The organism is Comamonas squillarum, from assembly GCF_025309455.1.
GTDB lineage: Bacteria > Pseudomonadota > Gammaproteobacteria > Burkholderiales > Burkholderiaceae_C > Comamonas > Comamonas squillarum.
Window position 1 is genome coordinate 1,791,742 of sequence record NZ_CP104377.1, and the last position, 22,836, is coordinate 1,814,577.

Below are 22,836 nucleotides of genomic sequence, written 5' to 3' on the forward strand. Positions count from 1 at the left end.
GCTTGCTTGATTAACTCCTAAAAACATAGCATAAAATCGCGCAATATCGATGAAACCCCCGCAGATGCTTGACTATTTGGACTTTGACACCAGCGATGACGGCGAAGGCCTTACCAGCCTCGATGCGATGGCCTATGCCAAGGCCGCCCAGTGGCCGGCGCTGACGGCCGAGGTCACGCAGCTGCTGGCCTGGTGCAGCGATGCCTTTGGCGCCCCCGGCCCGCTGGAAGATGGCCACCGCTGGGATCTGGACCTGCAGCTGCAAAGCGATGCAGGTGACGCGCTGGCCTTGCACTGGGATGCGCTGCAGCGCCAGCTGCTGGCGCCGCAAGCTGCCCAGCAGACCGCGCTGCAGCTGAGCCTGACCCTCAGCGGCCCCGATGCCTTTGCCCAGCAGCTGACCGAGCAGTTTTTGGGCAGTAACGACTAGCGAATAGCTGGCCGACGGTGGCCTGCTAGGCGCCCAGCATCAGGTCCAGGTTCTGCACCGCCGCACCTGATGCGCCTTTGCCCAGGTTGTCAAAAATGGCCGCCAGCAGCACCTGGCCCTGCGCCTCGTTGTGGAAGACGCTTAGTTGCATGGCATTCGTGCCGTTGAGCAGTTGCGGATCCAGGTGTGTAAGCGCTTTGGCCTCGTCCAGCGACAAGACCTGCACATCAGGCGCCTGCGCATAGTGACGTGCCAGGCAGGCCTGCAGCGCAGCGGCATCCACCCCAGGCGGCAGCATGCGCAATGCCAGCGGCACCGTCAGCACAATGCCCTGGCGATACGCGCCATAGGCCGGCACAAACAGCGGGCGCGCGTCCAGGCCTGCGTGCAACTGCATCTCCGGCGCATGCTTGTGCGCCAGCTCCAGGCCATAGACCTGGAACGCTGGCGGCTTGGCATCGCCCCCGCCCTCATGCGCCTCGACGCCAGCGCGCCCGCGCCCGGAGTAGCCGGATACCGCATGCACGCTGAGCGGGTAGCTGGCAGGCACCAGCCCGGCCTGCACCAGCGGCAGCAGCAAGCCGATGGCCCCCGTCGGGTAGCAGCCGGGATTGGTCACCCGGCGGGCCTTGGCAATGCGCTCGGCCTGCGCTGCCGACATCTCCGCAAATCCATAGATCCAATCGGCGTGGGTGCGGTGCGCAGAACTGGCATCGATCACCCGCACCGCAGGATTGACGATGGACTGCACCGCCTCGCGCGCAACCGCATCGGGCAGGCAGAGGATGGCGATATCACAGGCATTGATGGCTTCGGCCCGGCGCTGGGCGTCCTTGCGCTCAGCGGCTGGCAGGGTCACGAGACGGATATCGCTGCGCCCGCGCAGCCGCTCATGGATTTGCAAACCGGTGGTGCCCTGGTCGCCGTCGATAAAAACAAGAGGAGTGCGCATATGCAGATGACTTCCGAGAATGCGGGCGCTGGCCCATGGATCGAGCCGCTATGTTCCTCCGCGTCCTAAAATAATGAAAGTTGAATTTCACAAACCAGACGTTCAGCATTTCTGATTTTGGAGCCACGATGCGAGAGATCAGCCTGGACCGTTTGCGCACCTTGGTGGCGATTGCCGACCAGGGCTCGTTCATCAAGGCCGCCCATAGCCTGCACCTGGCAGCACCCACGGTCAGCCTGCATATTGCCGAGCTGGAGCAGCGCATTGGCGCGCCGCTTCTGTCGCGCAAGCGCGGGCATGTGCGGCCCTCGGCCATTGGGGAGGTGTTGGTCGCACGCGCGCGCCGCCTGCTGGACGAGGCCGAGCTGGCGCTGAGCGACATCCAGCGCCAGGTGCAGGGGCTGGAAGGGCGTGTGCGGCTGGGCGCATCGACCGGGGTGATTGCGCATCTGCTGCCCCAGGCATTGGCGGTGCTGCGCGATCAGCATCCGGGCATCGACATCCAGATCAGCGTCCAGACCTCGGAGGAGACGCTGGCGCGCCTGGTGGATAGCCGCTTGGACATCGGCGTCACCGCCCTGCCCCAGCCAGCCGTCGCAGGCCTGGTGATCAAGCCCTGGCGCCGCGATCCTGTGATGGCCTTTGTGCCTGCCGACTGGACCTGCCCGGCCCGCCTCACACCGCAGTGGCTCGCCGGCCAGCCGCTGATCCTCAACGATGCCAGCACACGCCTGTCACGCCAGACCAGCGAGTGGTTTGCCGCGGGCGGCCACCACCCGGTGCCGCGCATTGCGCTGAACTACAACGATGCCATCAAGAGCCTGGTCGCCGCAGGTTACGGCGCCACCTTGTTGCCGCACGAGGCCACGGCCCCACCGCCGGACGCGCGCATCGCCATGCGCCCGCTGCGCCCTGCGCTGTGGCGCCGGCTGGGCATCGCCCACCGCGCCGGCTATGTGGAGCCCTCCACCCAGCATGTGCTGGATGTGCTGTGGGGCCTGCGCCTGGTGTGAGCGCCGCTGCCGCTGGCCCATCGCCCTGCCCGCTAGAAAAACCACCAGCCGCACAAGGCCGCGCCCACCACCACCCATAGCGCGGAGAGCCGGGCCAACACCAGCAGGCCGAATGCGGCCAGCGCCAGGCCAAAATCCAGCCGGGAATGGATGGCGCTGGTCCACACCGGGTCGTACAGCGCAGCCAGCAGCACGCCGACAACCGATGCATTGATGCCCGCCATCGCCCGCTGCACGCCGGCCCGCTGGCGCAGCGATTCCCAGTACGGCAGCACACCGGCCACCAGCAACAGGCCCGGCAAAAACACCGCCAGCAGCAAGGCCAGGCCGGCCCACCAGCCGCCCCATGGCGCGGGCATGGCCGCGCCCAGGTAGGCGGCAAACGTGAACAGCGGGCCCGGCACGGCTTGGGCTGCGCCGTAACCGGCCAGCAGTATGTCGTTGGACACCAGCCCGCCCGGCACCAAGCTGGCCTGCAACAACGGCAACACCACATGGCCGCCGCCAAACACCAGTGCACCGGCCTGGAAGACCTGGCTTGCGATGGCCAGCAAGCTGCCTCCATACGCGGCTATCAGCCAGGGGCTCAGCCCCAGCAACACGGCGTAGACCAGCAGCAAGCAGCTTCCCACACGGTTGCTGACACCATAGTGCTGGTGCTGTGCCGCAGGCAGCGGGCCCAGCTTCAGCACCCAGCGGCCCAGCACTGCACCCAGCACGATGGCTGCCAGCTGCCCATAGGTGGAAGGCACGGCCAGCACCAGCAAGGCGGCGGCGATGGCCCATGCGGCGCGCAGCCGGTCCGGACACAACGCCCGCGCCATGCCCCATACAGCCTGCGCCACCACCGCGACGGCCACGACCTTGAGGCCATGCACGGCGCCCGATGTGGCCAGCCCTGTCCATTGCGACATGCCCAGTGCCAACAGCATCAGCAGCAGGGCCGATGGCAAGGTAAAACCCAGCCAGGCTGCCAAGGCCCCCCACCAACCCGCCCGGCCCAGGCCCAAGGCCATGCCGACCTGGCTGCTGGCCGGGCCGGGCAGAAACTGGCACAGCGCCACCAGATCCGCATAGGCGCGCTCATCGATCCAGCGCCGGCGCAGCACAAACTCGGTATGGAAATAGCCCAGATGCGCGACCGGCCCGCCAAACGAGGTCAGGCCCAGCTTCAAAAAGGCGCCCAGCACTTCCAGCGCAGAGCCCTTGGCCGGGGCGGGATCTGCTTGCGGTGAAGGGCAAGGCTCTGGGCTGGGGTGGGCGTTCATAGGGAGGCACAGTCGCGGTGGTTGGCCAGCAGCATAAGCGGGCTCGGTGGCATTGCCAAGACGATCATGCATCAACTTGCCTGCGCAGGCCTTGGCAGCAAGCGCTTGCTGCCCGCATTCATCAGCCCCATGCCGACAATCGCCGCACCACCACCTACCAGCAAGGAAGCGGTGCGAGCGCCTGCAGATCGCCTCGTTTGGCGCGACATCCTCGCTGCGCCTGCTGCCGCAGCTGCTGGCCGCATTTCGCCAGGCCCATCCACTGGTCGAGGTGCATATCGAAGAAGCGGTGAACAGCGTGGTGCTGCAATGGCTGCTGGAGCGCCGCGTGGAGCTGGGCTTTGTGGTTTTGCCCGACGAGCGCTTTGACTCGGTGCCGCTGATCGAGGGCGAGTTGGTGGCCGTGCTGCCCGCCACCCATCCGTTGGCCCAGAAGACCAGCATCAGCGCGCTGGATTTTCATAACCAGCCATTTATTCGCACCTCGGCGGGCTCCGGCCCGCGGGTGGACGCGTTCTTGGCCGACAAAGGCGCCGTTCCCAACACCTTGTACCGGTTTGAGCAGCTCAGCTCGATGATGGGCTTTGTCGCGCAAGGCGATGCGCTGACCATTGCCGCGCGCCTGGCGCTGCCCGCGCCCCGGCCGGCGTCACCTACCGCCGGCTCATGCCGCGCAACCACCGGCCCATCGCGCTGGCGGCGCTGCGCTTTGACCGCTTATCGCCGGCAGCAGCGGCCTTTGTCGAAACCACCCGAAAACTGCGCAAGCGCCTGGTGCTGGAATAAGGCGCCTGGACGTCAGCGCCTCGCTGCCGGGCGCAAGCCGGGTTTATTCGCCGCTCAGCGCAATCACCACCGCCGAGGGCTCCACCGTCACCTGCACCGCAGAGCGCGCGCGCAGCGACGTGGCCTCGCGGCTAAAGCCCACCAGCTGCACGCCAGACTGCAGGCGTACGGCCAGCTCCTGCACCGTGCCGCCGCGCGTGGCCCGTGTAACCGCACCCTGCCAGACGTTGCCCCCCGGCGCCAGCGCGGCAGCGGCCGATTCCGCTTGCACCGCGACAGCGGTGGCCTTGCACATGGCAAGCACCGGCAGGCCCTGGCGCAGGCCCAAGAGCTGCGCGCTCTCATCGGTGATATGGGAATGCAATACAAACTGCGCGCCAGCATCGGCCCCCTGCAATTGCACCTGCACCAAGGGGCCGCTGCGGCTGAGTTGGGCCACGACACAGGGCCATTGGTTGCGCATGCTGGTCATCACCTGCAATCGCGCCAGGGTGGTGGCCACTGAGATGCCTGCTTGCCCGGCATTGCGTGCCTGGGGGTCTGCAGCCGTTGGAAGCTGGCGCGCATGCTCGAGCTGCACATGCAATTGCTCACGGGCATGGCCCATGGCATCGGCCGCTTCGAGCAGCAGCAGCGCATCGGCCGTGAGCTGCGCCCCCCCGCCGCCCTTGCCGCCCACACTGCGCTGCACCAGCTCCACACCCGCCAGGTTGGACAAGGTATCCAGGGCCTGCCAGGCCGCCTTGTAGCTGATGCCCACGCGGCGCGCGGCCTCGGAGATGGAGCCGCAATCCTGGATATGGCGCAGCACATCCATGCGGCGGTCAGAGCGCTTCTCGGCGAGCGCGGCAGCGAGCGATGCTTGGGGAATCATGGCGCGAATCTTCGCATGCTTTAGCGCCCCGCGCCGGTGCCCAAAGCGCGGTTGGAGAAAAGCCTTGCCCAGAATAGCGTGCCAATAGCGGACCAATAGCGTGCCCATACAGGGGCCTATGGCCCCCATCATTTGGCACCCCAAAACAATCTCGCTACACTCGCGCTATTCATTAACAGAATAGCGATTTGATGACCGCCATGATCCAACGCCGCTTCGCCCCCCTCGCCCTGTCCCTGTTGGCCGCCCTCGCTGCCAGCGCCCATGCCGATGAAGTCTCTGTGGCTGTGGCCGCCAACTTCACCGCGCCGATGCAAAAGATTGCCGCCGAGTTCGAAAAAGACAGCGGCCACAAGGCGGTGCTGTCGTTCGGCGCCACCGGCAAGTTCTATGCACAGATCAACAACGGCGCACCCTTTGGCATTTTGCTGGCTGCCGATGACACGACGCCGGCCAAGCTGGCCCAGGAAGGCAAGGGCGTCGCCGCCAGCCGCTTTACCTACGCCATTGGCCAGCTGGTGCTGTGGAGCAAGCAAGCGGGCTATGTGGACGACAAGGGCGCCGTGCTCAAGATGGGTGACTACCGCCATATCGCGATCGCCAACCCCAAGCTCGCCCCCTATGGCCTGGCCGCGATGGAAACGCTCAAGAACCTGGGCCTGACCGACCAGGTGACGCCAAAAATCGTGCAGGGCGAGAACATCGGCCAGACCTACCAGTTCGCAGCCAGTGGCAATGCCCAACTGGGCTTTGTGGCGCTGTCGCAGGTGATGGAAGACGGCAAGCTGCGCGAAGGCTCGGCCTGGATGGTTCCATCGGCCATGCATGAACCCATCCGCCAGGACGCCATTGTGCTGAGTAGCGCCAAGGACAATGCCGCCGCCACTGCCTTGATTCAATACCTCCAGGGCGACAAGGCGCGCGCCATCATCAGGTCCTACGGCTACGGGTTCTAAGGCGCGGCGGGCCACCGAACTGGCGGGTCTGATCCCGCTGGTCTCTGCTCGGCCATTGACCTCAGCGCGTTGGTCCGGCCAAACACTGCCCTTGCCGGGCCCGCGCTGCGCGTGCACCATGTGCGCAGCAGCCTCCCTCCTTCAACCCACCTCGCCACGCCCTCCTCTGCCGTGAGTACCTCCCTTCTCAGCCCCGACGACTGGGCCGCCATCTGGCTGACGCTGGAGCTCGCCAGCGTCACGACTGCCCTGCTGCTGGTGCTGGCCACGCCGCTGGCCTGGTGGCTCGCGCATACGGCATCGCGCTGGCGCGGCCCCATTGGCGCGGTGGTGACCTTGCCGCTGGTGCTGCCGCCAACGGTGATCGGCTTTTACCTGCTGGTCACGATGGGCCCCAATGGCCCGGTGGGCCAGCTCACCAGCGCCCTGGGTCTGGGCTATCTGCCCTTTACCTTTGCCGGGCTGGTGGTGGGCTCGCTGGTCTACTCGCTGCCCTTTGCCGTGCAGCCGTTGCAGCGGGCCTTTGAGGGCCTGGGCCGCCGCCCCCTGGAAGTGGCTGCCACCCTGGGCGCGAGCCGTATCGACAGTTTCTTCAGCGTGGCGCTGCCGCTGGCGCGCCCCGGATTTATCACCGCCGCCGTACTGACCTTTGCCCACACGGTGGGCGAGTTCGGCATCGTGCTGATGCTGGGCGGCAATATCCCCAGCAAGACGCGCGTGGTGTCGGTGCAGATCTACGACCATGTCGAAGCGATGGAGTATGCGCAGGCACACTGGCTGGCCGGCGGCATGGTGGTGTTTGCCTTTGTGGTGTTGGTGGCCTTGCAATGGCTGCAACCCCGCGACAGGAACAACGCGAGCCCCCTATGACGCAAGCCCAGAACCACCACGACGGCATTCACGCGCGCCTGCAGCTGCAGCGCGCCGCGTTCCAACTGCAGGTGGACCTGCAGCTGCCCGGCCAGGGCGTCACCGCACTGTTTGGCCCCTCGGGCTGCGGCAAGACCAGTTGCCTGCGCGCCATTGCCGGGCTCGAACGTGCCCAGGGCCAGGTCAGCGTCAATGGCGAGCGCTGGCAAGACGATGACAGCGCCCACTGGCTGCCCACGCACCAGCGGGCACTGGGCTATGTCTTCCAGGAGGCCAGCCTGTTCCCGCACCTGAGCGCCCATGACAACATCCGCTACGGCCTGCGCCGCACCCCGGCCGCGCGCCAGCGCGTGCAGATCGAGCGCCTGGTCGAGCTGCTGGGCATTGGCCCGCTGCTGGGGCGCAAACCTGCCACCTTGTCGGGCGGCGAACGCCAGCGCGTGGCCATTGCCCGTGCACTGGCTACCAGCCCGCGCGTGCTGCTGATGGATGAACCGCTGGCGGCGCTGGATGCCGAGCGCAAGGCCGAGGTGCTGCCCTACCTGGACCAGCTCAGCGATCAGCTCAAGCTGCCGATCCTGTACGTCAGCCACTCGATCGACGAAGTGGGCCGCCTGGCCGACCGGGTGGTGCTGCTGCAAACCGGCCGTGTCGTGGCGCAGGGGCCGGTGGCCGACATGCTGACCGCGCTGAATGCCCCGCTGGCCCAGGCCCTGCCCGATGCCCAGCAAGCCAGCCTGCTCGAAGGCCAGGTCTGCGGCCACGACCTGCAAGACCACCTGTGGTCGCTGCAAATAGGCGCCCACCCGCAGCTGCAGTTGCACTGGACGCAGGCCGATGCCCATTACCGGCAAGGCGAGCGGGTGCGCCTGCGCGTGATGGCGCGCGATGTCAGCCTGTCGCTGATGCCCCAGACCGGCAGCTCCATTCTCAACAGCCTGCCGGCCGTGGTGACGGCCCTGCAGCAAAGCAGCCCAGGCCAGGTGCTGGTGCAGCTGCGCCTGGCACCGGGTGCGGCTGATGACACGCCCCACCTGCTGGCGCTGGTCTCGGCCCGCTCGGCACGTCTGTTGCAGCTGGGTCCCGGCCTGCTCGTGCATGCGCAGCTCAAGGGCGTTGCCGTCTTGCGCTGACCGCCATGGCGCGCAGCGGCCGCTCAGGCCCCGCCAACAACAAAAAAGCCCGGACGCATCCGGGCTTGGTCGTGTCTGCTGGGGCCGATTAAGGGGCCAGCACCACTTCCACGCGGCGCGCTTGGGCATTGTTGCCCGCGCTCTCCACCGCTTCGGGCTTCTTCAGCTCCAGCTTGTCTTCGGTCACGCCCAGGGCCAGCAGCGCATCGCGCACGGCAAAGGCGCGTTGCTTGGCCAGCTCGGCGTTCTTGTCTGCGTCGCCAGTGGCATCGGTGTAGCCCGAGATGACGGCGCGTTGGCCGGCCTTGACGCCAGCGATCACATCCACCAGCGCTTCGTTCGCACCCTGGGCCAGCTCGGCCTTGGCCGTGGCAAAGTAGAACTTGACCACACCGTTTTCGATCACCACCGCAGCAGCGTCATCGGCCACCACGGCAGCACCGCCAGCAGCAGCGGCTACGCCGGTAGCGCCAGCGGCATTGCCAGCCTGCGCCGCAGCGGCCGCACGGGCAGCAGCAACGGCCGGGTCCGTACCACCCAGCACGGCGCCGCGCTTGGCGCCAGTCTCAGCAGCGACCACGCCGGCTTGGCCAGACTTGGCGCCATGCAAGCCTGTGTAGGCGCCAAACCAGATCACGCCCAACACCACCAGGGTGATCAGGGCAAATACCAGGCCCAAGGCAAAGCGCTCATCACCGTCATTATTTTGCGAAGAACTCACAGTCAGACTCCAGGCACCCGTGGTGCATTAAAAAAGAAATTGTTGTGGCTGCATGCCGTGGCCGCGCAGGCCCTGCACAGCCCCATGGCAGATACGCGCGAGATTGTACCTTGCAGCACTGGCGCTGCGCAGCGAACCTCCCACGGCCGATGCAGCCAATCCGGTGCGCAAAGTGGCAACCAACCAGGTAGTAACCCGGCACCCGGCGCTCGAAAATAGATAGCAGGTCATCGTGACACCATGCCCTTTACCTAGTGATTACCCTTGAGTTGGCGGCTTTCTCTGAAATATTTTTTCATCCTTGCGCCTGTTCGCAACATCGGCAAGGTAATTTGTATGGGGAAGCGCGTAGTTATTCGTAAAATCAGTGCTTTTCGAAAATGTGCATTTGCTTACCGGCAATGAGCACGTGTGACAGGACTAGCCAACCATTGGAGACACCATGCAGGCTTTACTCGCCCTATCCAGGGCTATCGACAGGCTCAATGCTTTCGTCGGCAAATACTCAATCTGGCTTATCTTTGCCGCCACCTTCATCAGCGCCGCCAACGCCATCGTCCGCAAGGCCTTCGACGCCAGCTCCAACGCCTTCCTGGAAGTGCAGTGGTACCTGTTCGCCTGGTCCTTCTTGCTGGCCGCCGGCTACACCTTGCTGCACCGTGAGCATGTGCGCATCGACGTCATCAACTCGCGCCTGTCCAAGACCAAGCAGGTCTGGATCGACATCATCGGCTTTGCGCTGTTCCTCACTCCGCTGTGCGTCACGATTCTGTGGCTGAGCATGCCGGTGGTGATCCAGATGTACCAATCTGGCGAAATGTCGGGCAATCCCGGCGGCCTGATCCGCTGGCCGGTATGGGCCGCCATCCCCGTGGGCATCACCTTGCTGATGCTCCAGGGCCTGTCCGAGCTGGTCAAGCGCATCGCGTTTCTGACTGGCGATGGCCCCGACCCGATGGGCAAGCTCAGCGACAAGAGCGCTGAGGAAGAGCTGGCCGAAGCACTGCGTGCCGAAGCTGAAATCAAGCAGGCCCAGGCGGCTGCAGCAGTCCAGGCTGCTGCGCGCCAGTCTTGAAGGTAGCACGAGGATCTCACCATGGAATTTATCGCTACCAACTACGCCCCGATCATGTTCGCGGGCCTGATCGTCTTTTTGCTGCTTGGTTTTCCCGTGGCGTTCAGCCTGGGCGCTGCCGGCCTGATGTTCGGCTTTATCGGCATTGAGCTCAATGTGTTTCCCTCGTCGGTGATGGCCTGGTTGCCCCAGCGCCTGATCGGCATCATGGCCAATGACACCTTGCTGGCCGTGCCGTTCTTCACCTTGATGGGCTTGATACTGGAGCGCAGCGGCATGGCCGAGGACTTGCTCGACACGGTGGGCCAGGTCTTTGGCCCGATCCGTGGCGGTCTGGCGCTCGCCGTGATCTTTGTCGGCGCGCTGCTGGCCGCTACCACCGGTGTGGTCGCCGCATCGGTCATCTCCATGGGCCTGATCTCGCTGCCCATCATGCTGCGCTACGGCTATGACCGGCGCCTGGCCTCGGGCGTGATTGCCGCATCGGGCACCCTGGCCCAGATCATTCCGCCCTCGCTGGTGCTGATCCTGATGGCCGACCAGCTGGGCAAGAGCGTGGGCGATATGTACAAGGGCGCGTTCATCCCCGGCTTCATGCTGATGGGTCTGTATGTGCTGTGGGTCGCCTTCCTGGCCATCTTCAAGCCCAAGCTGGTGCCTGCGCTGCCCGTTGAAGCCCGTATCTACCGCGAAGCCAACGGCAATGCCGGCTACACCTCGCTGATCGTGGTGATGGGCCTGTCGACGATTGTCGCGATCTTCCTGGCCAACCACATGGCCGACATCCACACCTGGTGGGAAGGCAAGCTGGTCACCGACGTGGCCACCGACGAGAAGATTGTCACGGCCATGTGCGGCGGCACCTTCATCGCCTTTGTCATCGCCTCGATCAACCGCGTCTTCAAGCTGGGGCTGCTGTCCAAGCTGGCCGAGCGCGTGACCTTTGTGCTGATCCCGCCGCTGCTGCTGATCTTCCTGGTGCTGGGCACCATCTTCCTGGGCATCGCCACCCCCACCGAAGGCGGCGCCATGGGTGCCATGGCCGCGCTCATCATGGGCTTTGCCCGCAAGCGCCTGAACATGAACCTGCTCAAGCAGGCGCTGGGCTCGACCACCAAGCTTGCCAGCTTTGTGATGTTCATCATGATTGGCGCGACGACCTTCAGCCTGGTGTTCCAGGCCGCAGACGGCCCCAAGTGGGTCGAGCACCTGCTCACCAGCCTGCCAGGCGGCCAGACCGGCTTCCTGATCGTCGTCAACGTGATGATCTTCTTCCTGGCCTTCTTCCTGGACTACTTTGAGCTGTCGTTCATCGTCGTGCCGCTGCTGGGCCCCGTGGCTGACAAAATGGGCATCGACCTGATCTGGTTCGGTGTGCTGCTGGCAGTCAACATGCAGACCTCGTTCATGCACCCGCCGTTCGGCTTTGCGCTGTTCTTCCTGCGATCGGTGGCGCCTGATAAGCAGTATGTGGACCGGGTCACACACAAGGTGATCGAGCCGGTGACCACGATGCAGATCTACAAGGGCGCTGTGCCGTTTGTGCTGATCCAGCTGATCATGGTCGGTGTGCTGATCGCCTTCCCGGGCATCGTTACGGGAGCTTTGGAAAAGCCGGCGGTTGTCGACATGCAGAAGGTCAATGAGCAGATGATGAACCAGCTGGGCAACGCAGACGGCGGCTATGGGGACAACCCCTTTGCCAGCCCGGATGCACCCGCCGATGCAGGCGCAGCACCGGGCTCCGATGCAGGCGCAATGCCGGCACCCGCCGCAGAAGGCTATGGCTCGGACGATCCAGCCAAGGCCTTGCAGGACTCGCTGGGCACTGCTCCCGCAGAAAGCAAATAAGGGGCGCCCAAGCCCTTCCCACCCGAACCCTGGCTTGCCCAGGGTTTTTTTATGGCTGCCTGCAGCTGGGTGCCACAACGCCCCGTGCGCTGGTGGTCCGGCGAACCGGCGGCCCGGCGGCCCGGCGAACCGGCATCGAGGCGCTCCGGCCGCACCCAGTCATGAATGAGTGCGAAGTACCCAAGCCGCATGCCGATGCACCCACGCAGCCTGTATAGACGCAAAAAAGCCGCAGCAAGCTGCGGCTCTTGGCTGCTGCGGCCAAGCCCCAATGGCCTGGCGCATCTCCCGATCAGGGCAGTTTGACCTGGGCCATGTACTGGTTGAAGGGGTACTCGGAGAAGCGGTTCCACAGGATCTGGTCCTTCTGGAAGGCGCGCATGTCCTGGTGGATCTTCTTGAACTCGGGCGACTTGGCCTCGTGCTCGGCAAAGGTTTCCATCGAGGCCTTGAAGCCAGCGTCCATCAGCTCCTTGGAGAACGGCTTGAGCTGGGTCTTGTTGGCTACCAGGTTCTTCAGCGCGATGGGGTTGAGCACCTGGTACTTGGCGGTCATGTCGGCAGCGGCCACGCGGGTGGCGGCGTCCAGGATGGCCTTGTTCTCGGGCGACAGCGCGTTGTACTTCTTGATATTGATGAAGAACTCCAGATCAGCCGAGCCTTCCCACCAACCGGGGTAGTAGTAGAACGGAGCGACCTTGTTGAAGCCCAGCTTTTCATCGTCGTAGGGACCGACAAATTCCACCGCGTCCAGCGTGCCCTTTTCCAGCGCCTGGTACACGTCGCCCGCTGGCATGTTCTGCGCGACCACGCCCAGCTTGGCCATGGCCTCACCGAACACACCGCCGCCCATGCGCATCTTCAGGCCCTTCAAGTCAGCCACGGTCTTGATTTCCTTGCGGTACCAGCCGCCCATCTGGGTGGTGGTGTTGCCCGCCGATGCGGTCTTGAAGTTGTATTTCTCAAAGAAGGCATCGAGCAGCTTGCGGCCGTTGCCGTGGTCCTTCCAGCCCGCCATCTGCAGGGTGGTCAGGCCAAAGGGCACGGCGCAGCTGAACGCGAAGATCGGGTCCTTGCCGGTGAAGTAGTAGGCCGCCGTCTGGGCCATGTCGATGGTGTCGCCCTGCAGCGCATCGACCACGCCGAATGCGGGCATCAGCTCGCCCGCAGGGTGGACCGAGATTTCAAACTTGCCGCCGGACATGGCCTTGACGGCCGCAGACAGCTTTTCAGCGGAGCCGAAGATGGTGTCAAGCGACTTGGGGAAGCTCGAGGCCAGGCGCCAGCGCACTGCAGCCTGTGCATGCACGGCCGGTGCCACCCCTGCGGCCAGAACGCCAGCGATACCGGCATTTTTGATAAGCGAACGACGATCCATTCGTGTCTCCAATTATTTGTTGAAAGTAAAGGTAGCTATCCTGCCATAGGCGCGAGCCGCTTTTAGCTTTGCAAATTGTAGAAATGGTTGCAGAAGTGACTTCAGCGGGTTTTCCCCAGAGTTTTGCAAAGGATTCTGTCCGCATTGCGCCACAGGCGGCGCAGGCCACAAAAAAGCCCGGTTCACCATGACCGGGCTTGTCAAGAGAACCAGGCGCGTGCCAGGCGGGCGGATCAGGCCGCAGCGCTCTGGCCGGCGGCCGCCTCAGGCACCGCAAAGCGTTCGCGGATGCTGCGCTCGATGCCCGTCGCATCCAGGCCCTGCATGGCCATCAGCTTGACCGGGTCGCCATGCTCGATAAAGGCATCGGGCAGGCCCAGCTGCAGCACCGGCACATCGATGTGCAGCTGCTGCAATGCCTCGAGCACCGCGCTGCCCGCGCCGCCCATCAGGCAACCGTCTTCGACAGTGACCAGCGCCTCATGGCTTTGCGCTACCTGCTCGAGCAGCTCGGTATCGAGCGGCTTGGCCCAGCGCATGTTCACCACCGTGGCGTTGAGCGCCTCACCGGCCTGCAAGGCCGGATAGAGCAGACTGCCAAAGGCCAGGATGGCGATACGCGGGCGGCCCGCCACCGCAGGCTGCGCCTGGCGGCGGATCTCGCCCTTGCCAAAGGGCAGGCCTTCCAGCGATTCGAGTGGCGCCACACCGGCCCCCGCGCCACGCGGGTAGCGCACGGTCACCGGGTGGTTCTGCGCAAAAGCGGTGCTCAGCAGCTGGCGGCATTCGCGCTCATCGGCCGGGCAGGCGACGCTCATGTTCGGAATGGCGCGGGTAAAGGCGATGTCGTAGTTGCCGGCATGGGTGGCGCCATCGGCCCCCACCAGGCCCGCGCGATCCAGCGCAAACACCACGGGCAGGTTTTGCAGCGCCACATCGTGGATCAGCTGGTCATAGCCGCGCTGCAGGAAGGTCGAATAGATGGCGACCACCGGCTTGAGCCCTTCGCAGGCCAGGCCAGCGGCAAAGGTCACACTGTGCTGCTCGGCAATGCCCACATCGAAGTAGCGCTTGGGAAAGCGCTTTTCAAACTCGACCATGCCCGAGCCTTCGCGCATGGCTGGAGTGATCGCGACCAGGCGCTCGTCCTGGGCGGCCATGTCGCACAGCCAGTGGCCAAAGACCTGGGTAAAGGTGGGCTTGGGCGGCGTGGCGGGCTTGACCAGGCCGATGGCCGGGTCAAACTTGCCCGGGCCATGGTAGGCCACCGGGTCGGCCTCGGCCAGCTTGTAGCCCTGGCCCTTTTTGGTGACCACATGCAGAAACTGCGGGCCCTTGAGCTGGCGGATGTTCTCCAAGGTGGGAATCAGCGAATCGAGGTCATGGCCATCGATGGGGCCGATGTAGTTGAAGCCGAAGTTCTCGAACAGGGTGGCGGGCACCACCATGCCCTTGGCCTGCTGCTCCAGGCGCTTGGCCAGCTCCAGGAGCGGCGGCACCTGCTTGAGCATGCTCTTGCCCACGCCCCGCGCCTTGGCATAGAACTGGCCGCTCATCAGCTGCGCCAGGTAGCGGTTGAGCGCGCCCACCGGCGGGCTGATGCTCATGTCGTTGTCGTTCAGGATCACCAGCAGATTGGCGTCGCTCACCCCGGCGTTGTTCAGCGCCTCGAAGGCCATGCCGGCCGTCATTGCGCCATCGCCAATGATGGCCACGGCCTGGCGGTCGCTGCCCTGCAGCTTGAAGGCCTCGGCCATGCCCAGCGCCGCCGAGATACTGGTCGATGAATGGGCGGTGCCAAAGGCGTCGTATTCGCTCTCGCTGCGCAGCGGAAAGCCCGAGATGCCGCCCCACTGGCGCAGGCCCTGCATGCGGTCGCGCCGGCCCGTCAGAATCTTGTGCGGATAGGTCTGGTGGCCGACATCCCAGACAAAGCGGTCATGCGGCGTTTCATAGACGGCGTGCAGCGCAATGGTCAGCTCCACCGTGCCCAGGTTGGAGCTGAGGTGCCCGCCGGTCTTGGACACGCTCTCGAGCACAAATTCCCGCAGCTCACGCGCCAGGGTCTTGAGCTCGGCGCGCGACATCTTGCGCAGATCCGCCGGGTCGTTGACGGTGGCTAGCAGGGGAAAGGTCTTCGTGGACATACTATGGTTTGGTCACTTGCTACGCATACCTCGGAAGCATCCGCGCAGTTTTTTTACTGGAATGGCAAGGGGCTATGTTAGCGCCTTGAGGCCGGTTAAGCCGTCACAAGGCGCATTTGGCCTACTCAATGGCTGCGGCGCACCACCATGTCGGCCAGCGCCGCGAGCGCGGCCGTCTGGGGCAAACCGCTGCCTGCCAGTGCCCGCTGCGCCTCGGCCAGCAGCTCATGGGCATAGTCGCGCGCGGGCTGCAGGCCCATCAGCGATACATAGGTGGGTTTGTCGTTGTCGGCGTCCTTGCCGGCGGTCTTGCCCAGCGTTGCCGAATCGGCCACCACATCGAGCACATCGTCGATCACCTGGAACGCCAGTCCCAGGGCGGCGCCGTATTGCTTCAGTGCTGCGAGCGCTGCGCCCTGGATGCCGGCGCAGGTGGCGCCCATCTCGACGCTGGCCTGCAGCAGCGCGCCGGTCTTGAGCTTGTGCATCTGCTGGAGCTGCTCGCGGCTGAGCTGCTTGCCCACACTGGCCAGGTCAATGGCCTGGCCACCGGCCATGCCGTTGTAGCCCGCTGCCCAGGCCAGCTGGCGGCACAGGCGCGCCTGCACGCCATCGGAGATGGCACTGCCCTCGGGAACCAGGATCTCGAACGCCAGCGCCTGCAGCGCGTCGCCCGCGAGCAAGGCCTGGGCCTGGCCAAACTGCACATGGACGGTGGGCTTGCCACGGCGCAGCACATCGTTGTCCATACAGGGCATATCGTCATGCACCAGCGAATAGGCGTGGATCAGCTCCACCGCGCAGCCGGCGCGCAAGGCGGCCTCTGCCTGGGACGCATCCAGGCTGCCCACGGCCTGGGCAGCGGCCAGCACCAGCAGCGGGCGCAGGCGCTTGCCGCCATCGAGCACGGCGTAGCGCATGGGCTCGCCCAGGTTGGCAGGGGCATCGGCGGCGATCCACAGCGTGAGGGCGTCCTCCACGCGGGCGAGTTCCTGGCTGCACCAAAGGGCAAAATTATCGTGTGCTGAAGTCATGGTTAGCACTTATTCCTCGCTGGTCCAGGGCTTGAGCTGGCCCTCATCCAGTACTTTGATCTGGTCCTGCACCGCCTCGAGCTTGCCCCGGCAAAATGCCAGCAGCACGGCGCCACGCTGGTAGGCGGCCAGCATGTCGCCCAAAGGCAGCTGACCGGACTCGATGCGCGCAACCAGGCCTTCGAGCTCCTGCAGCGCGCTTTCGTAGTTATCGGGTTCGGGCAGGTCCGGCGTGGCAGACGTCTTGGAGGCAGTGGCCTTGGGCATGGGCAAAGGGGGCAAACAGCGTGCCCAGGTGCATGGATGTAAAGGCTCGATTTTAGGCGCAGGACAAGCGGCTGCGCGCGCAGCGACGACCAACCACCGTTGCGAGGCCTGCAGGCCCGGCCCAATTCCCACAAAAAATCCCGGCGATCTATCGTGAAATATGAGGCTATAGCTATCAATTTGATAATATTGGCGGTCTGTCTGTGCGATGAAGGATCGGTGACATGCTGTGTCACCCATGGCCAATTCACGCATGGTCGGAACGGGAATAACCCCACTGGGTATAATCCCATTTTTCGCGAAACCGGCCATCCTTTGTTGTTGCTGCCGGTTTTATTTTTTTCTCCGCGTGCGCACGCGCACCCTCCCTGTGGGGAGTCTTTAGGTCAGGTCACCCATGTCTGATTTAAGTCTTCAACTGCAGCAGGCCGCAAGCCAACTTCCAGTTTCAAGCTACTTTGATCAAGCGCTTTTCGAGCGCGAGATGCAAACCATCTTCCAGAACGGCCCTAAATATGTGGGCCACCAGCTGGCGATTCCCGAGATTGGCGACTACTACGCCCTTCCCCATGAAAAGGAAGGGCGGGCCCTGGTGCGCAATGCCGCAGGCCAGGCCGAGCTGATCTCCAACGTCTGCCGCCACCGCCAGGCGTTGATGCTCAAGGGCCGGGGCTCGCTCAACCACCAGCAAAAAGGCAGCGCCGGCGGCAATATCGTCTGCCCGCTGCACCGCTGGACCTACAGCCCAAGCGGCGAGCTACTGGGCGCCCCGCACTTTGCCCAGGATCCCTGCCTCAACCTGAACAACTACAAGTTGCAGGAGTGGAATGGCCTCCTCTTTGAGGACAACGGCCGCAACATCCAGGCCGATCTGGCCAACATGGGCCCGGCCGCTGCCTTGAGCTTTGATGGTTTTGTGCTCAACCATGTCGAGATGCATGAGTGCAACTACAACTGGAAGACCTTTATCGAGGTCTACCTGGAGGACTACCACGTCGGCCCCTTCCACCCCGGACTGGGCAATTTCGTCACCTGCGACGATCTGAAGTGGGAGTTCGCCAAGGAGTACTCGGTGCAGACCGTGGGCGTGGCGCCCACCTTTGCCAAGCCAGGCTCGGACATCTACAAGACCTGGCACGAGGTGCTGCTGAACTTCCGAGGCGGCAAGATGCCCGAGCACGGCGCGATCTGGCTGACCTACTACCCCCACATCATGGTGGAGTGGTACCCGCATGTGCTCACGGTCTCGACCTTGCACCCACTGGGCGTGGACAAGACCCTCAATGTGGTGGAGTTCTACTACCCCGAGGAAATCAGCGCCTTCGAGCCCGGGTTTGTGCAGGCGCAGCGCGCCGCCTATATGGAAACGGCCATCGAAGACGACGAGATCGCCGAGCGCATGGATGCCGGCCGCAAGGCCTTGTTCGAGCGCGGCGACAACGAAGTGGGCCCCTACCAGAGTCCGATGGAAGACGGCATGCAGCACTTCCACGAGTGGTATCGGGGTATGATGCAGACCGCCGTTCCAGACAGGTGATCTGCCACGGCCAGGCACTCCCAACTACCAGGTAAGGTCTGCACAACACCTTGCCAGGGTCTGAACAAGGGCCCGGGCGAAGGTTCTGCAGATCACCCCACAGCTGCTAGCGCTTTGCGATAGCAGCTTTTTTATTTAGAAATTTCCGATGCAAGCCCTTTGGATGGTGGCCGCCGCGTTCATGTTTGCACTCATGGGCGTGTGCATCAAGTTCGCCTCTGTGTACTTCAATGCGGCCGAGATCGTGTTCTACCGCGGCCTCATCAGCATGGCGCTGATCTGGTGGCTCACCCGGCGCCAGCATATTTCGCTCACCACCCGCTACCCCAAGATGCATGCCTGGCGCAGCTGCATCGGTGTCACCTCGATGGGCATGTGGTTCTATGCGATCGGCAAGCTGCCGCTGGCCACCGCAATGACCTTGAACTACATGAGCAGCCTCTGGGTCGCGGCCTTTGTCGTGGGCAGCGCGCTGCTCACCTGGCGCCCCAAGGCAGAAGGCGACCAGCCGGCGCTGAACATTCCGCTGGTGCTGACGGTGATCAGTGGTTTTTGCGGCGTCATTCTGATGCTGCGCCCCAATATCGAGGCCGATCAGATGTTCGCCGGCCTGGTGGGCCTGATGTCCGGCCTGATCTCGGCCTTTGCCTACATGCAGGTGGTGGCCTTGTCGCGCATGGGTGAGCCCGAGCAGCGTGTGGTCTTCTACTTTGCCGTGGGCTCGGCCATTGCCGGCGGCCTGGCGACCTTGTTTGTCGGAACGTCGAGCTTCCCCGGCTGGCCCGCGCTGTGGCTGATCCCCGTCGGCATTCTGGCCGCCGGCGCCCAGCTGGCGATGACGCGCGCCTACGGCTCGGCCACCACGCGCCGCGCCACCCTGGTGGTCGCGAACCTGCAGTACTCGGGCATTGTGTTTGCAGGCCTCTTTAGCATCGTCGTCTTTGGCGACCAGATTCCGGCGATTGGCTGGATGGGCATGGCCTTGATCGTCGGCAGCGGCATCGTCGCCACGGTGCTGCGCAAGCGCTGACCCGGGTCGGCAGCCGTTTGCGGGGTGGCGCGGCACCCGTTGCCTGCAGCGGGCGCGGCGCTGCCACATAATGTTTGCAAGATTTTTCTTGGAGCACCTGCCATGGCCACCACGCCCCTCACCGCTGCCTATACCACCCTGATCACCGTCGCCCAATTGCAGGCGCTGCAGCAGTCCAGCCCCCAACACGTGATGGTGTTTGACTGCAGCTTTGACCTGAGCCAGCCGGCCGCCGGTGCCGAGCAGTTTGCCCAGAGCCATATCGCAGGCGCCGTCTACGCCAACCTCGACAAGGACCTGAGCGCCCCGCACGGCGCCCTCAGCCACGGCCAGACGATTGCTGCCACCGACCTGGGCGAGCCGGCCTCTGGCGGCCGCCATCCACTGCCCAGCCGCGAGCGCTTTGCGGTGTGGCTGTCGCAAGTGGGCTTTCGCAATGACATGCAGGCGGTCGTCTATGAGCGCAATGGCGTGAACTACGCTGGCCGCCTGTGGTGGATGCTCAAGTGGGCCGGCCATGATGCCGTCGCCGTGCTCGACGGCGGCTTGCAGGCCTGGCAGGCCGCAGGCGGCGCGGTGGAGGCGGGCGAGGCGGTCAGCCATTTCCAGAGCAACTTCGAGCTGCGCCCTGCGCTGCGCACGCTCAAGACCGCTGCCCAGGTACAGCAAGCCCTGGGTACGCCGCAAACCATCATCGACGCGCGTGCGCCTGCGCGTTACCGTGGTGAGGTCGAACCGCTGGACCCGGTGGCCGGCCATATCCCTGGCGCCCTCAACCGGCCCTTTACGAGCAATATCGGTGCGGATGGCTGCTTCAAGCCCGCCGCTGAACTGCGTGCCGAGTTTGATGCGCTGCTGGCCGGGCACGACCCGCAGACGGTGGTGCACCAGTGCGGCAGCGGCGTCAGCGCACTGCCCAATCTGATCGCGATGGAGATTGCAGGCTATGCGCCCACGGCGCTGTTTGCCGGCAGCTGGAGCGAATGGTGCAGCGACCCAGCGCGCCCGGTGGAAAGGGGCTGATGGGCCGGTGCTGAACTACAGGGTCTGACCGCTCTCCCGCCGGCTGTCAGACCCAGTCCGCGCCCGCTTACTGGCTGCCCCAGACGTAGTAGCCAACACCCTCGAAATTGAACTGCGGATAGGTCGCCACGACAAAGTCGCGCTCGGACGGGTTGGTCGTGTAGAAGTGCGCGCCAGTGAGCGTATTGTAGAAACGGTACATCGGGACCGAGCCCTCGCCTTGGGCCTGGCGTGCATACCAGGCAGTGCCTTCCACGCTGAACTGCGGGTAGTTCGCAATCACGAAGGCGCGCTCGTCGGCATTGATCGTGTAGAAGTGCGAGCCCGAGTTGTTGTTGTAGAAGCGGTAGACCGCATTGGGCGCTGCAGCCGTTTGCGTGGACGCATAGAAGCCAATATTTTCATACTGGTAGTTCGGGTTGCCCTGGATCACCGCATCGCGCTCCTGCGCGCTGGCCGTAAAGAAGTGTGTGCCGTTTTGCGTGTTGTAGAAGCGGTAGACCGGCATGCGGCCTGCGACCGGGGTTTGCGTGCCGCCCGCATCCACCAGCCATTTGCGCAGAGCCGGCATCACGCTGTTCAAGCTGGGGTAGAAGCTGTAGGCGCCGCCCGCGTTGGCGCGGCAGCTGGCCTCCGAAGCGCCGGTCAACACACCGGTGACGGCGCCGTTGTTGAACAGCGGGGAGCCACTGCTGCCCGGCTGGGTCAGGCCCAGGGTCCATTGCACAAAGTAGTAGTTGCCGCTGCTGGGGGCCGAGGTGCAGAACACACTCTTGCTGTCCAGGCTGCAGTCATAGCGCGAGGACATGATGCCAAAGCTGATCTTTTGCAGGCCGCCATCGGGGTGGTGCACGCCCGCCACGCTGGTGCTGTTGGGCACGATGCTGCTGTCCCAGCCCAGGAACACGGCACCCGCTGGCGGCGTGTCGTTGAGCTTGAGCAAGGTGACATCGGGGTTGGCACTGCTGTAGAGCAGTTGGGCGCCATTGCGCAGATTCACGCTGCTGGGCGAGAGGCTGTTGCTGGAGCAGCGCGTGGACGTGTAGAACCAGTCGGTCTCCAGCGCCGAAGCCAGCGTCTGGGTCGACATGCAGTGGGCGGCGGTCAGAAAGTACGGTGTTCTGGAGCCCTGGGCATCGTTGAGCAGGCTGCCGGTGCACAGGCCATAGTAGTAGCTGCCATCGGCCATGCGCTCGGTCACATAGGCCATGCGGGCCACGCCTTTGCGCTCGGTGGCGAGCTGGCTGAAACAGTTCACATCCAGGTGGCATTCGACCGGGTTGCCCAGCGGCATGGCCTTGGCATCCTCCTGCGCTGCATCCGATTCTTCCGTACCGAGTGGCAGCGACAGGTTTTCATAGATGTGCATCACTTGCGGCAGCGACAACTTGAGCTGCTCAGGCGCCGTGCCCGGAGGCAGCTCGATCTCCAAGCTCACCTGCTCGCCAGAACTGCTGGGCGTCCACCAGGTACGGCCCGCTTCGCTGTGGTCGCCGGCATCGCGATTGGCCTGCAGCGTCTGCATCACGCGCTGGCCGGCAATCTCGAACACCGCTGCGGGCTGGTGGTCGGTATAGAGGCGCAGCATCGCGCTGCCAGGCAGCTGCTCCACCACCAGGCCCAAACGCAGGCCTTGGGCACCACCCGAGCGCACACTCAAGGCCGCCACGGTGCCGCCCTTGGCCGAGGGCTGCCATTGCAGCAACTGCGCCGTTTGCGCAGCGGACTGGGCTTGCTGCACCGCGCGCGAGGCGCCAATGATGTGCACGGGCATCTCGGGGGCAGACTTCAGGCCCGTCCACTCGCCCAGGTCGATGGCGACCGGCTGGATGGCCAGGCCCGCTTCCATGCTCTTGGTGCGGACAAACTCAAGCGGTACGCCAGCGGGCTGCTCCAGCGCCGGCACCTTGAAGACCTGCTCCGCCTGGCCTGCTGGCACCGCCGCGCCAGCCGCTGCGGCCATGCCCGCCATCGCACCCCAGGTGACCACACTGGCCCCTATTTTTGCCATCCACCCCATGCCTGTACCCCTTCTTGGCCTTCAATTCAAAACGAAGCATTCTAAGATTAATTTTATAAATCGCTGGCGGAGCTTCTGTGTCAATCCTTGCAAGGAGCGCATCTGTGGACAAACCGCATCAATGCCCCGCCGACTTCGAGAACAGATTGATCACCAGCACCCCGGCAATGATCAGGCCCATCCCTGCCATCGCCCCGGCATCGAGCTTTTGCCAATGCAAGGCCCAGGCGATCAGCGAGATCGCCACAATCCCCACGCCCGACCAGATCGCATAGGCGATGCCGGTGGGTATGGTTTTCAAGGTCTGCGCCAGCAGGTAGAACGACAGCACATAGCCCAGGCCGCAAATCAGGCTGGGCACCAGCCGGGTAAAGCCCTCGGACGACTTCATCGCCGTGGTGGCCATCACTTCCAGCGCAATCGCGCCACCCAGGTACACATAGGCATTCATCACCATTCCTTTTTGTTTGG

General features: G+C 64.4%; 20 protein-coding genes and 1 pseudogene. 11 read left to right on the forward strand and 10 right to left on the reverse strand.

Features of this window, described 5'->3' with window-relative positions:
• Positions 1-64: 64 nt before the first annotated feature.
• Positions 65-430, forward strand: a complete 366-nt coding sequence (locus N4T19_RS08405) for a hypothetical protein (RefSeq protein ID WP_260719893.1) — start codon at positions 65-67, stop codon at positions 428-430.
• A gap of 25 nt (positions 431-455) precedes the next feature.
• On the opposite strand, the gene argC is transcribed toward N4T19_RS08405, so the two are convergent.
• Positions 456-1,382, reverse strand: coding sequence for an N-acetyl-gamma-glutamyl-phosphate reductase (gene argC, locus N4T19_RS08410; protein WP_260719894.1), 927 nt, complete (start codon positions 1,380-1,382; stop codon positions 456-458).
• A gap of 128 nt (positions 1,383-1,510) precedes the next feature.
• Between argC and N4T19_RS08415 the strand changes: the two genes are divergently transcribed.
• A complete protein-coding gene (locus N4T19_RS08415) occupies positions 1,511-2,395 on the forward strand; it encodes a LysR family transcriptional regulator (protein WP_116925974.1) in 885 nt (294 codons plus the stop codon).
• 32 nt (positions 2,396-2,427) lie between these two features.
• On the opposite strand, the gene chrA is transcribed toward N4T19_RS08415, so the two are convergent.
• The gene (gene chrA / locus N4T19_RS08420; protein WP_260719895.1) at positions 2,428-3,663 is read right to left on the reverse strand and encodes a chromate efflux transporter; all 1,236 of its coding nucleotides are present in this window, start codon (positions 3,661-3,663) and stop codon (positions 2,428-2,430) included.
• A 46-nt stretch (positions 3,664-3,709) separates the two neighbouring features.
• Here chrA and N4T19_RS08425 point away from each other — a divergent pair.
• A pseudogene (locus N4T19_RS08425) lies at positions 3,710-4,237 on the forward strand (LysR family transcriptional regulator substrate-binding protein); the annotation flags it as partial.
• Positions 4,238-4,492: 255 nt separating this feature from the next.
• On the opposite strand, the gene N4T19_RS08430 reads toward N4T19_RS08425, so the two are convergent.
• Complete coding sequence (locus N4T19_RS08430) at positions 4,493-5,323, reverse strand: TOBE domain-containing protein (protein WP_182342762.1); 831 nt, start codon at positions 5,321-5,323, stop codon at positions 4,493-4,495.
• 200 nt (positions 5,324-5,523) lie between these two features.
• Here N4T19_RS08430 and modA point away from each other — a divergent pair, with 200 nt between their 5' ends.
• The 3 genes from modA to modC all read left to right on the forward strand — a co-directional run bounded on the left by modA (position 5,524) and on the right by modC (position 8,282).
• Complete coding sequence (gene modA, locus N4T19_RS08435) at positions 5,524-6,279, forward strand: molybdate ABC transporter substrate-binding protein (RefSeq protein WP_260719896.1); 756 nt, start codon at positions 5,524-5,526, stop codon at positions 6,277-6,279.
• Between the two features lie 171 nt (positions 6,280-6,450).
• Positions 6,451-7,149 (forward strand): molybdate ABC transporter permease subunit, encoded by a 699-nt coding sequence (gene modB / locus N4T19_RS08440; protein ID WP_260719897.1) that lies wholly within the window; start codon positions 6,451-6,453, stop codon positions 7,147-7,149.
• Entirely contained in the window at positions 7,146-8,282 is a 1,137-nt protein-coding gene (gene modC, locus N4T19_RS08445) for a molybdenum ABC transporter ATP-binding protein (RefSeq protein ID WP_260719898.1), read from the forward strand. The genes modB and modC overlap by 4 nt, the downstream gene beginning before the upstream one ends.
• 88 nt (positions 8,283-8,370) lie before the next feature.
• On the opposite strand, the gene N4T19_RS08450 is transcribed toward modC, so the two are convergent.
• Positions 8,371-9,003 (reverse strand): OmpA family protein, encoded by a 633-nt coding sequence (locus N4T19_RS08450; protein ID WP_260719899.1) that lies wholly within the window; start codon positions 9,001-9,003, stop codon positions 8,371-8,373.
• A gap of 442 nt (positions 9,004-9,445) precedes the next feature.
• On the opposite strand from N4T19_RS08450, the gene N4T19_RS08455 reads away from it, so the two are divergent.
• Both N4T19_RS08455 and N4T19_RS08460 read left to right on the forward strand, forming a co-directional pair.
• The gene (locus N4T19_RS08455) at positions 9,446-10,078 is read left to right on the forward strand and encodes a TRAP transporter small permease subunit (protein WP_182342772.1); all 633 of its coding nucleotides are present in this window, start codon (positions 9,446-9,448) and stop codon (positions 10,076-10,078) included.
• Positions 10,079-10,099: 21 nt separating this feature from the next.
• Entirely contained in the window at positions 10,100-11,929 is a 1,830-nt protein-coding gene (locus N4T19_RS08460) for a TRAP transporter large permease (RefSeq protein WP_182342774.1), read from the forward strand.
• Between the two features lie 292 nt (positions 11,930-12,221).
• Here the strand turns inward: N4T19_RS08460 and N4T19_RS08465 are convergent, their stop codons facing one another.
• The 4 genes from N4T19_RS08465 to N4T19_RS08480 all read right to left on the reverse strand — a co-directional run bounded on the left by N4T19_RS08465 (position 12,222) and on the right by N4T19_RS08480 (position 16,755).
• The gene (locus tag N4T19_RS08465; protein ID WP_116925966.1) at positions 12,222-13,307 is read right to left on the reverse strand and encodes a TRAP transporter substrate-binding protein; all 1,086 of its coding nucleotides are present in this window, start codon (positions 13,305-13,307) and stop codon (positions 12,222-12,224) included.
• 233 nt (positions 13,308-13,540) lie between these two features.
• On the reverse strand, positions 13,541-15,454 hold the full coding sequence (gene dxs, locus N4T19_RS08470) for a 1-deoxy-D-xylulose-5-phosphate synthase (protein WP_260719900.1): 1,914 nt from the start codon (positions 15,452-15,454) through the stop codon (positions 13,541-13,543).
• Positions 15,455-15,579: 125 nt separating this feature from the next.
• Positions 15,580-16,488, reverse strand: coding sequence for a polyprenyl synthetase family protein (locus N4T19_RS08475; RefSeq protein ID WP_116925964.1), 909 nt, complete (start codon positions 16,486-16,488; stop codon positions 15,580-15,582).
• Positions 16,489-16,497: 9 nt separating this feature from the next.
• On the reverse strand, positions 16,498-16,755 hold the full coding sequence (locus tag N4T19_RS08480; protein ID WP_021026004.1) for an exodeoxyribonuclease VII small subunit: 258 nt from the start codon (positions 16,753-16,755) through the stop codon (positions 16,498-16,500).
• A 397-nt stretch (positions 16,756-17,152) separates the two neighbouring features.
• On the opposite strand from N4T19_RS08480, the gene N4T19_RS08485 reads away from it, so the two are divergent.
• The 3 genes from N4T19_RS08485 to N4T19_RS08495 all read left to right on the forward strand — a co-directional run bounded on the left by N4T19_RS08485 (position 17,153) and on the right by N4T19_RS08495 (position 20,345).
• Positions 17,153-18,292: an aromatic ring-hydroxylating oxygenase subunit alpha gene (locus tag N4T19_RS08485; RefSeq protein WP_260719901.1), complete on the forward strand. Its 1,140-nt coding sequence runs from the start codon at positions 17,153-17,155 to the stop codon at positions 18,290-18,292.
• Between the two features lie 148 nt (positions 18,293-18,440).
• Positions 18,441-19,322, forward strand: a complete 882-nt coding sequence (locus tag N4T19_RS08490) for a DMT family transporter (RefSeq protein ID WP_116925962.1) — start codon at positions 18,441-18,443, stop codon at positions 19,320-19,322.
• Between the two features lie 102 nt (positions 19,323-19,424).
• The gene (locus tag N4T19_RS08495; RefSeq protein ID WP_260719902.1) at positions 19,425-20,345 is read left to right on the forward strand and encodes a sulfurtransferase; all 921 of its coding nucleotides are present in this window, start codon (positions 19,425-19,427) and stop codon (positions 20,343-20,345) included.
• Positions 20,346-20,412: 67 nt separating this feature from the next.
• On the opposite strand, the gene N4T19_RS08500 is transcribed toward N4T19_RS08495, so the two are convergent.
• Together N4T19_RS08500 and N4T19_RS08505 are read right to left on the reverse strand one after the other, a co-directional pair.
• Positions 20,413-22,356, reverse strand: coding sequence for a trypsin-like peptidase domain-containing protein (locus tag N4T19_RS08500; protein ID WP_260719903.1), 1,944 nt, complete (start codon positions 22,354-22,356; stop codon positions 20,413-20,415).
• 127 nt (positions 22,357-22,483) lie between these two features.
• Positions 22,484-22,816 carry an SMR family transporter gene (locus N4T19_RS08505; RefSeq protein ID WP_260719904.1) on the reverse strand — a complete coding sequence of 111 codons (333 nt, stop codon included), beginning with the start codon at positions 22,814-22,816 and terminating at the stop codon, positions 22,484-22,486.
• Positions 22,817-22,836 lie beyond the last annotated feature (20 nt).

Coding starts and splice junctions, on each gene's coding strand:
- N4T19_RS08405 (WP_260719893.1), top strand. CDS start 65: ATGCTTGACTATTTGGACTTTGACACCAGCGATGACGGCGAAGGCCTT.
- argC (WP_260719894.1), bottom strand. CDS start 1,382: ATGCGCACTCCTCTTGTTTTTATCGACGGCGACCAGGGCACCACCGGT.
- N4T19_RS08415 (WP_116925974.1), top strand. CDS start 1,511: ATGCGAGAGATCAGCCTGGACCGTTTGCGCACCTTGGTGGCGATTGCC.
- chrA (WP_260719895.1), bottom strand. CDS start 3,663: ATGAACGCCCACCCCAGCCCAGAGCCTTGCCCTTCACCGCAAGCAGAT.
- N4T19_RS08430 (WP_182342762.1), bottom strand. CDS start 5,323: ATGATTCCCCAAGCATCGCTCGCTGCCGCGCTCGCCGAGAAGCGCTCT.
- modA (WP_260719896.1), top strand. CDS start 5,524: ATGATCCAACGCCGCTTCGCCCCCCTCGCCCTGTCCCTGTTGGCCGCC.
- modC (WP_260719898.1), top strand. CDS start 7,146: ATGACGCAAGCCCAGAACCACCACGACGGCATTCACGCGCGCCTGCAG.
- N4T19_RS08455 (WP_182342772.1), top strand. CDS start 9,446: ATGCAGGCTTTACTCGCCCTATCCAGGGCTATCGACAGGCTCAATGCT.
- N4T19_RS08460 (WP_182342774.1), top strand. CDS start 10,100: ATGGAATTTATCGCTACCAACTACGCCCCGATCATGTTCGCGGGCCTG.
- N4T19_RS08465 (WP_116925966.1), bottom strand. CDS start 13,307: ATGGATCGTCGTTCGCTTATCAAAAATGCCGGTATCGCTGGCGTTCTG.
- dxs (WP_260719900.1), bottom strand. CDS start 15,454: ATGTCCACGAAGACCTTTCCCCTGCTAGCCACCGTCAACGACCCGGCG.
- N4T19_RS08475 (WP_116925964.1), bottom strand. CDS start 16,488: ATGACTTCAGCACACGATAATTTTGCCCTTTGGTGCAGCCAGGAACTC.
- N4T19_RS08480 (WP_021026004.1), bottom strand. CDS start 16,755: ATGCCCAAGGCCACTGCCTCCAAGACGTCTGCCACGCCGGACCTGCCC.
- N4T19_RS08485 (WP_260719901.1), top strand. CDS start 17,153: ATGTCTGATTTAAGTCTTCAACTGCAGCAGGCCGCAAGCCAACTTCCA.
- N4T19_RS08490 (WP_116925962.1), top strand. CDS start 18,441: ATGCAAGCCCTTTGGATGGTGGCCGCCGCGTTCATGTTTGCACTCATG.
- N4T19_RS08495 (WP_260719902.1), top strand. CDS start 19,425: ATGGCCACCACGCCCCTCACCGCTGCCTATACCACCCTGATCACCGTC.
- N4T19_RS08500 (WP_260719903.1), bottom strand. CDS start 22,356: ATGGCAAAAATAGGGGCCAGTGTGGTCACCTGGGGTGCGATGGCGGGC.
- N4T19_RS08505 (WP_260719904.1), bottom strand. CDS start 22,816: ATGAATGCCTATGTGTACCTGGGTGGCGCGATTGCGCTGGAAGTGATG.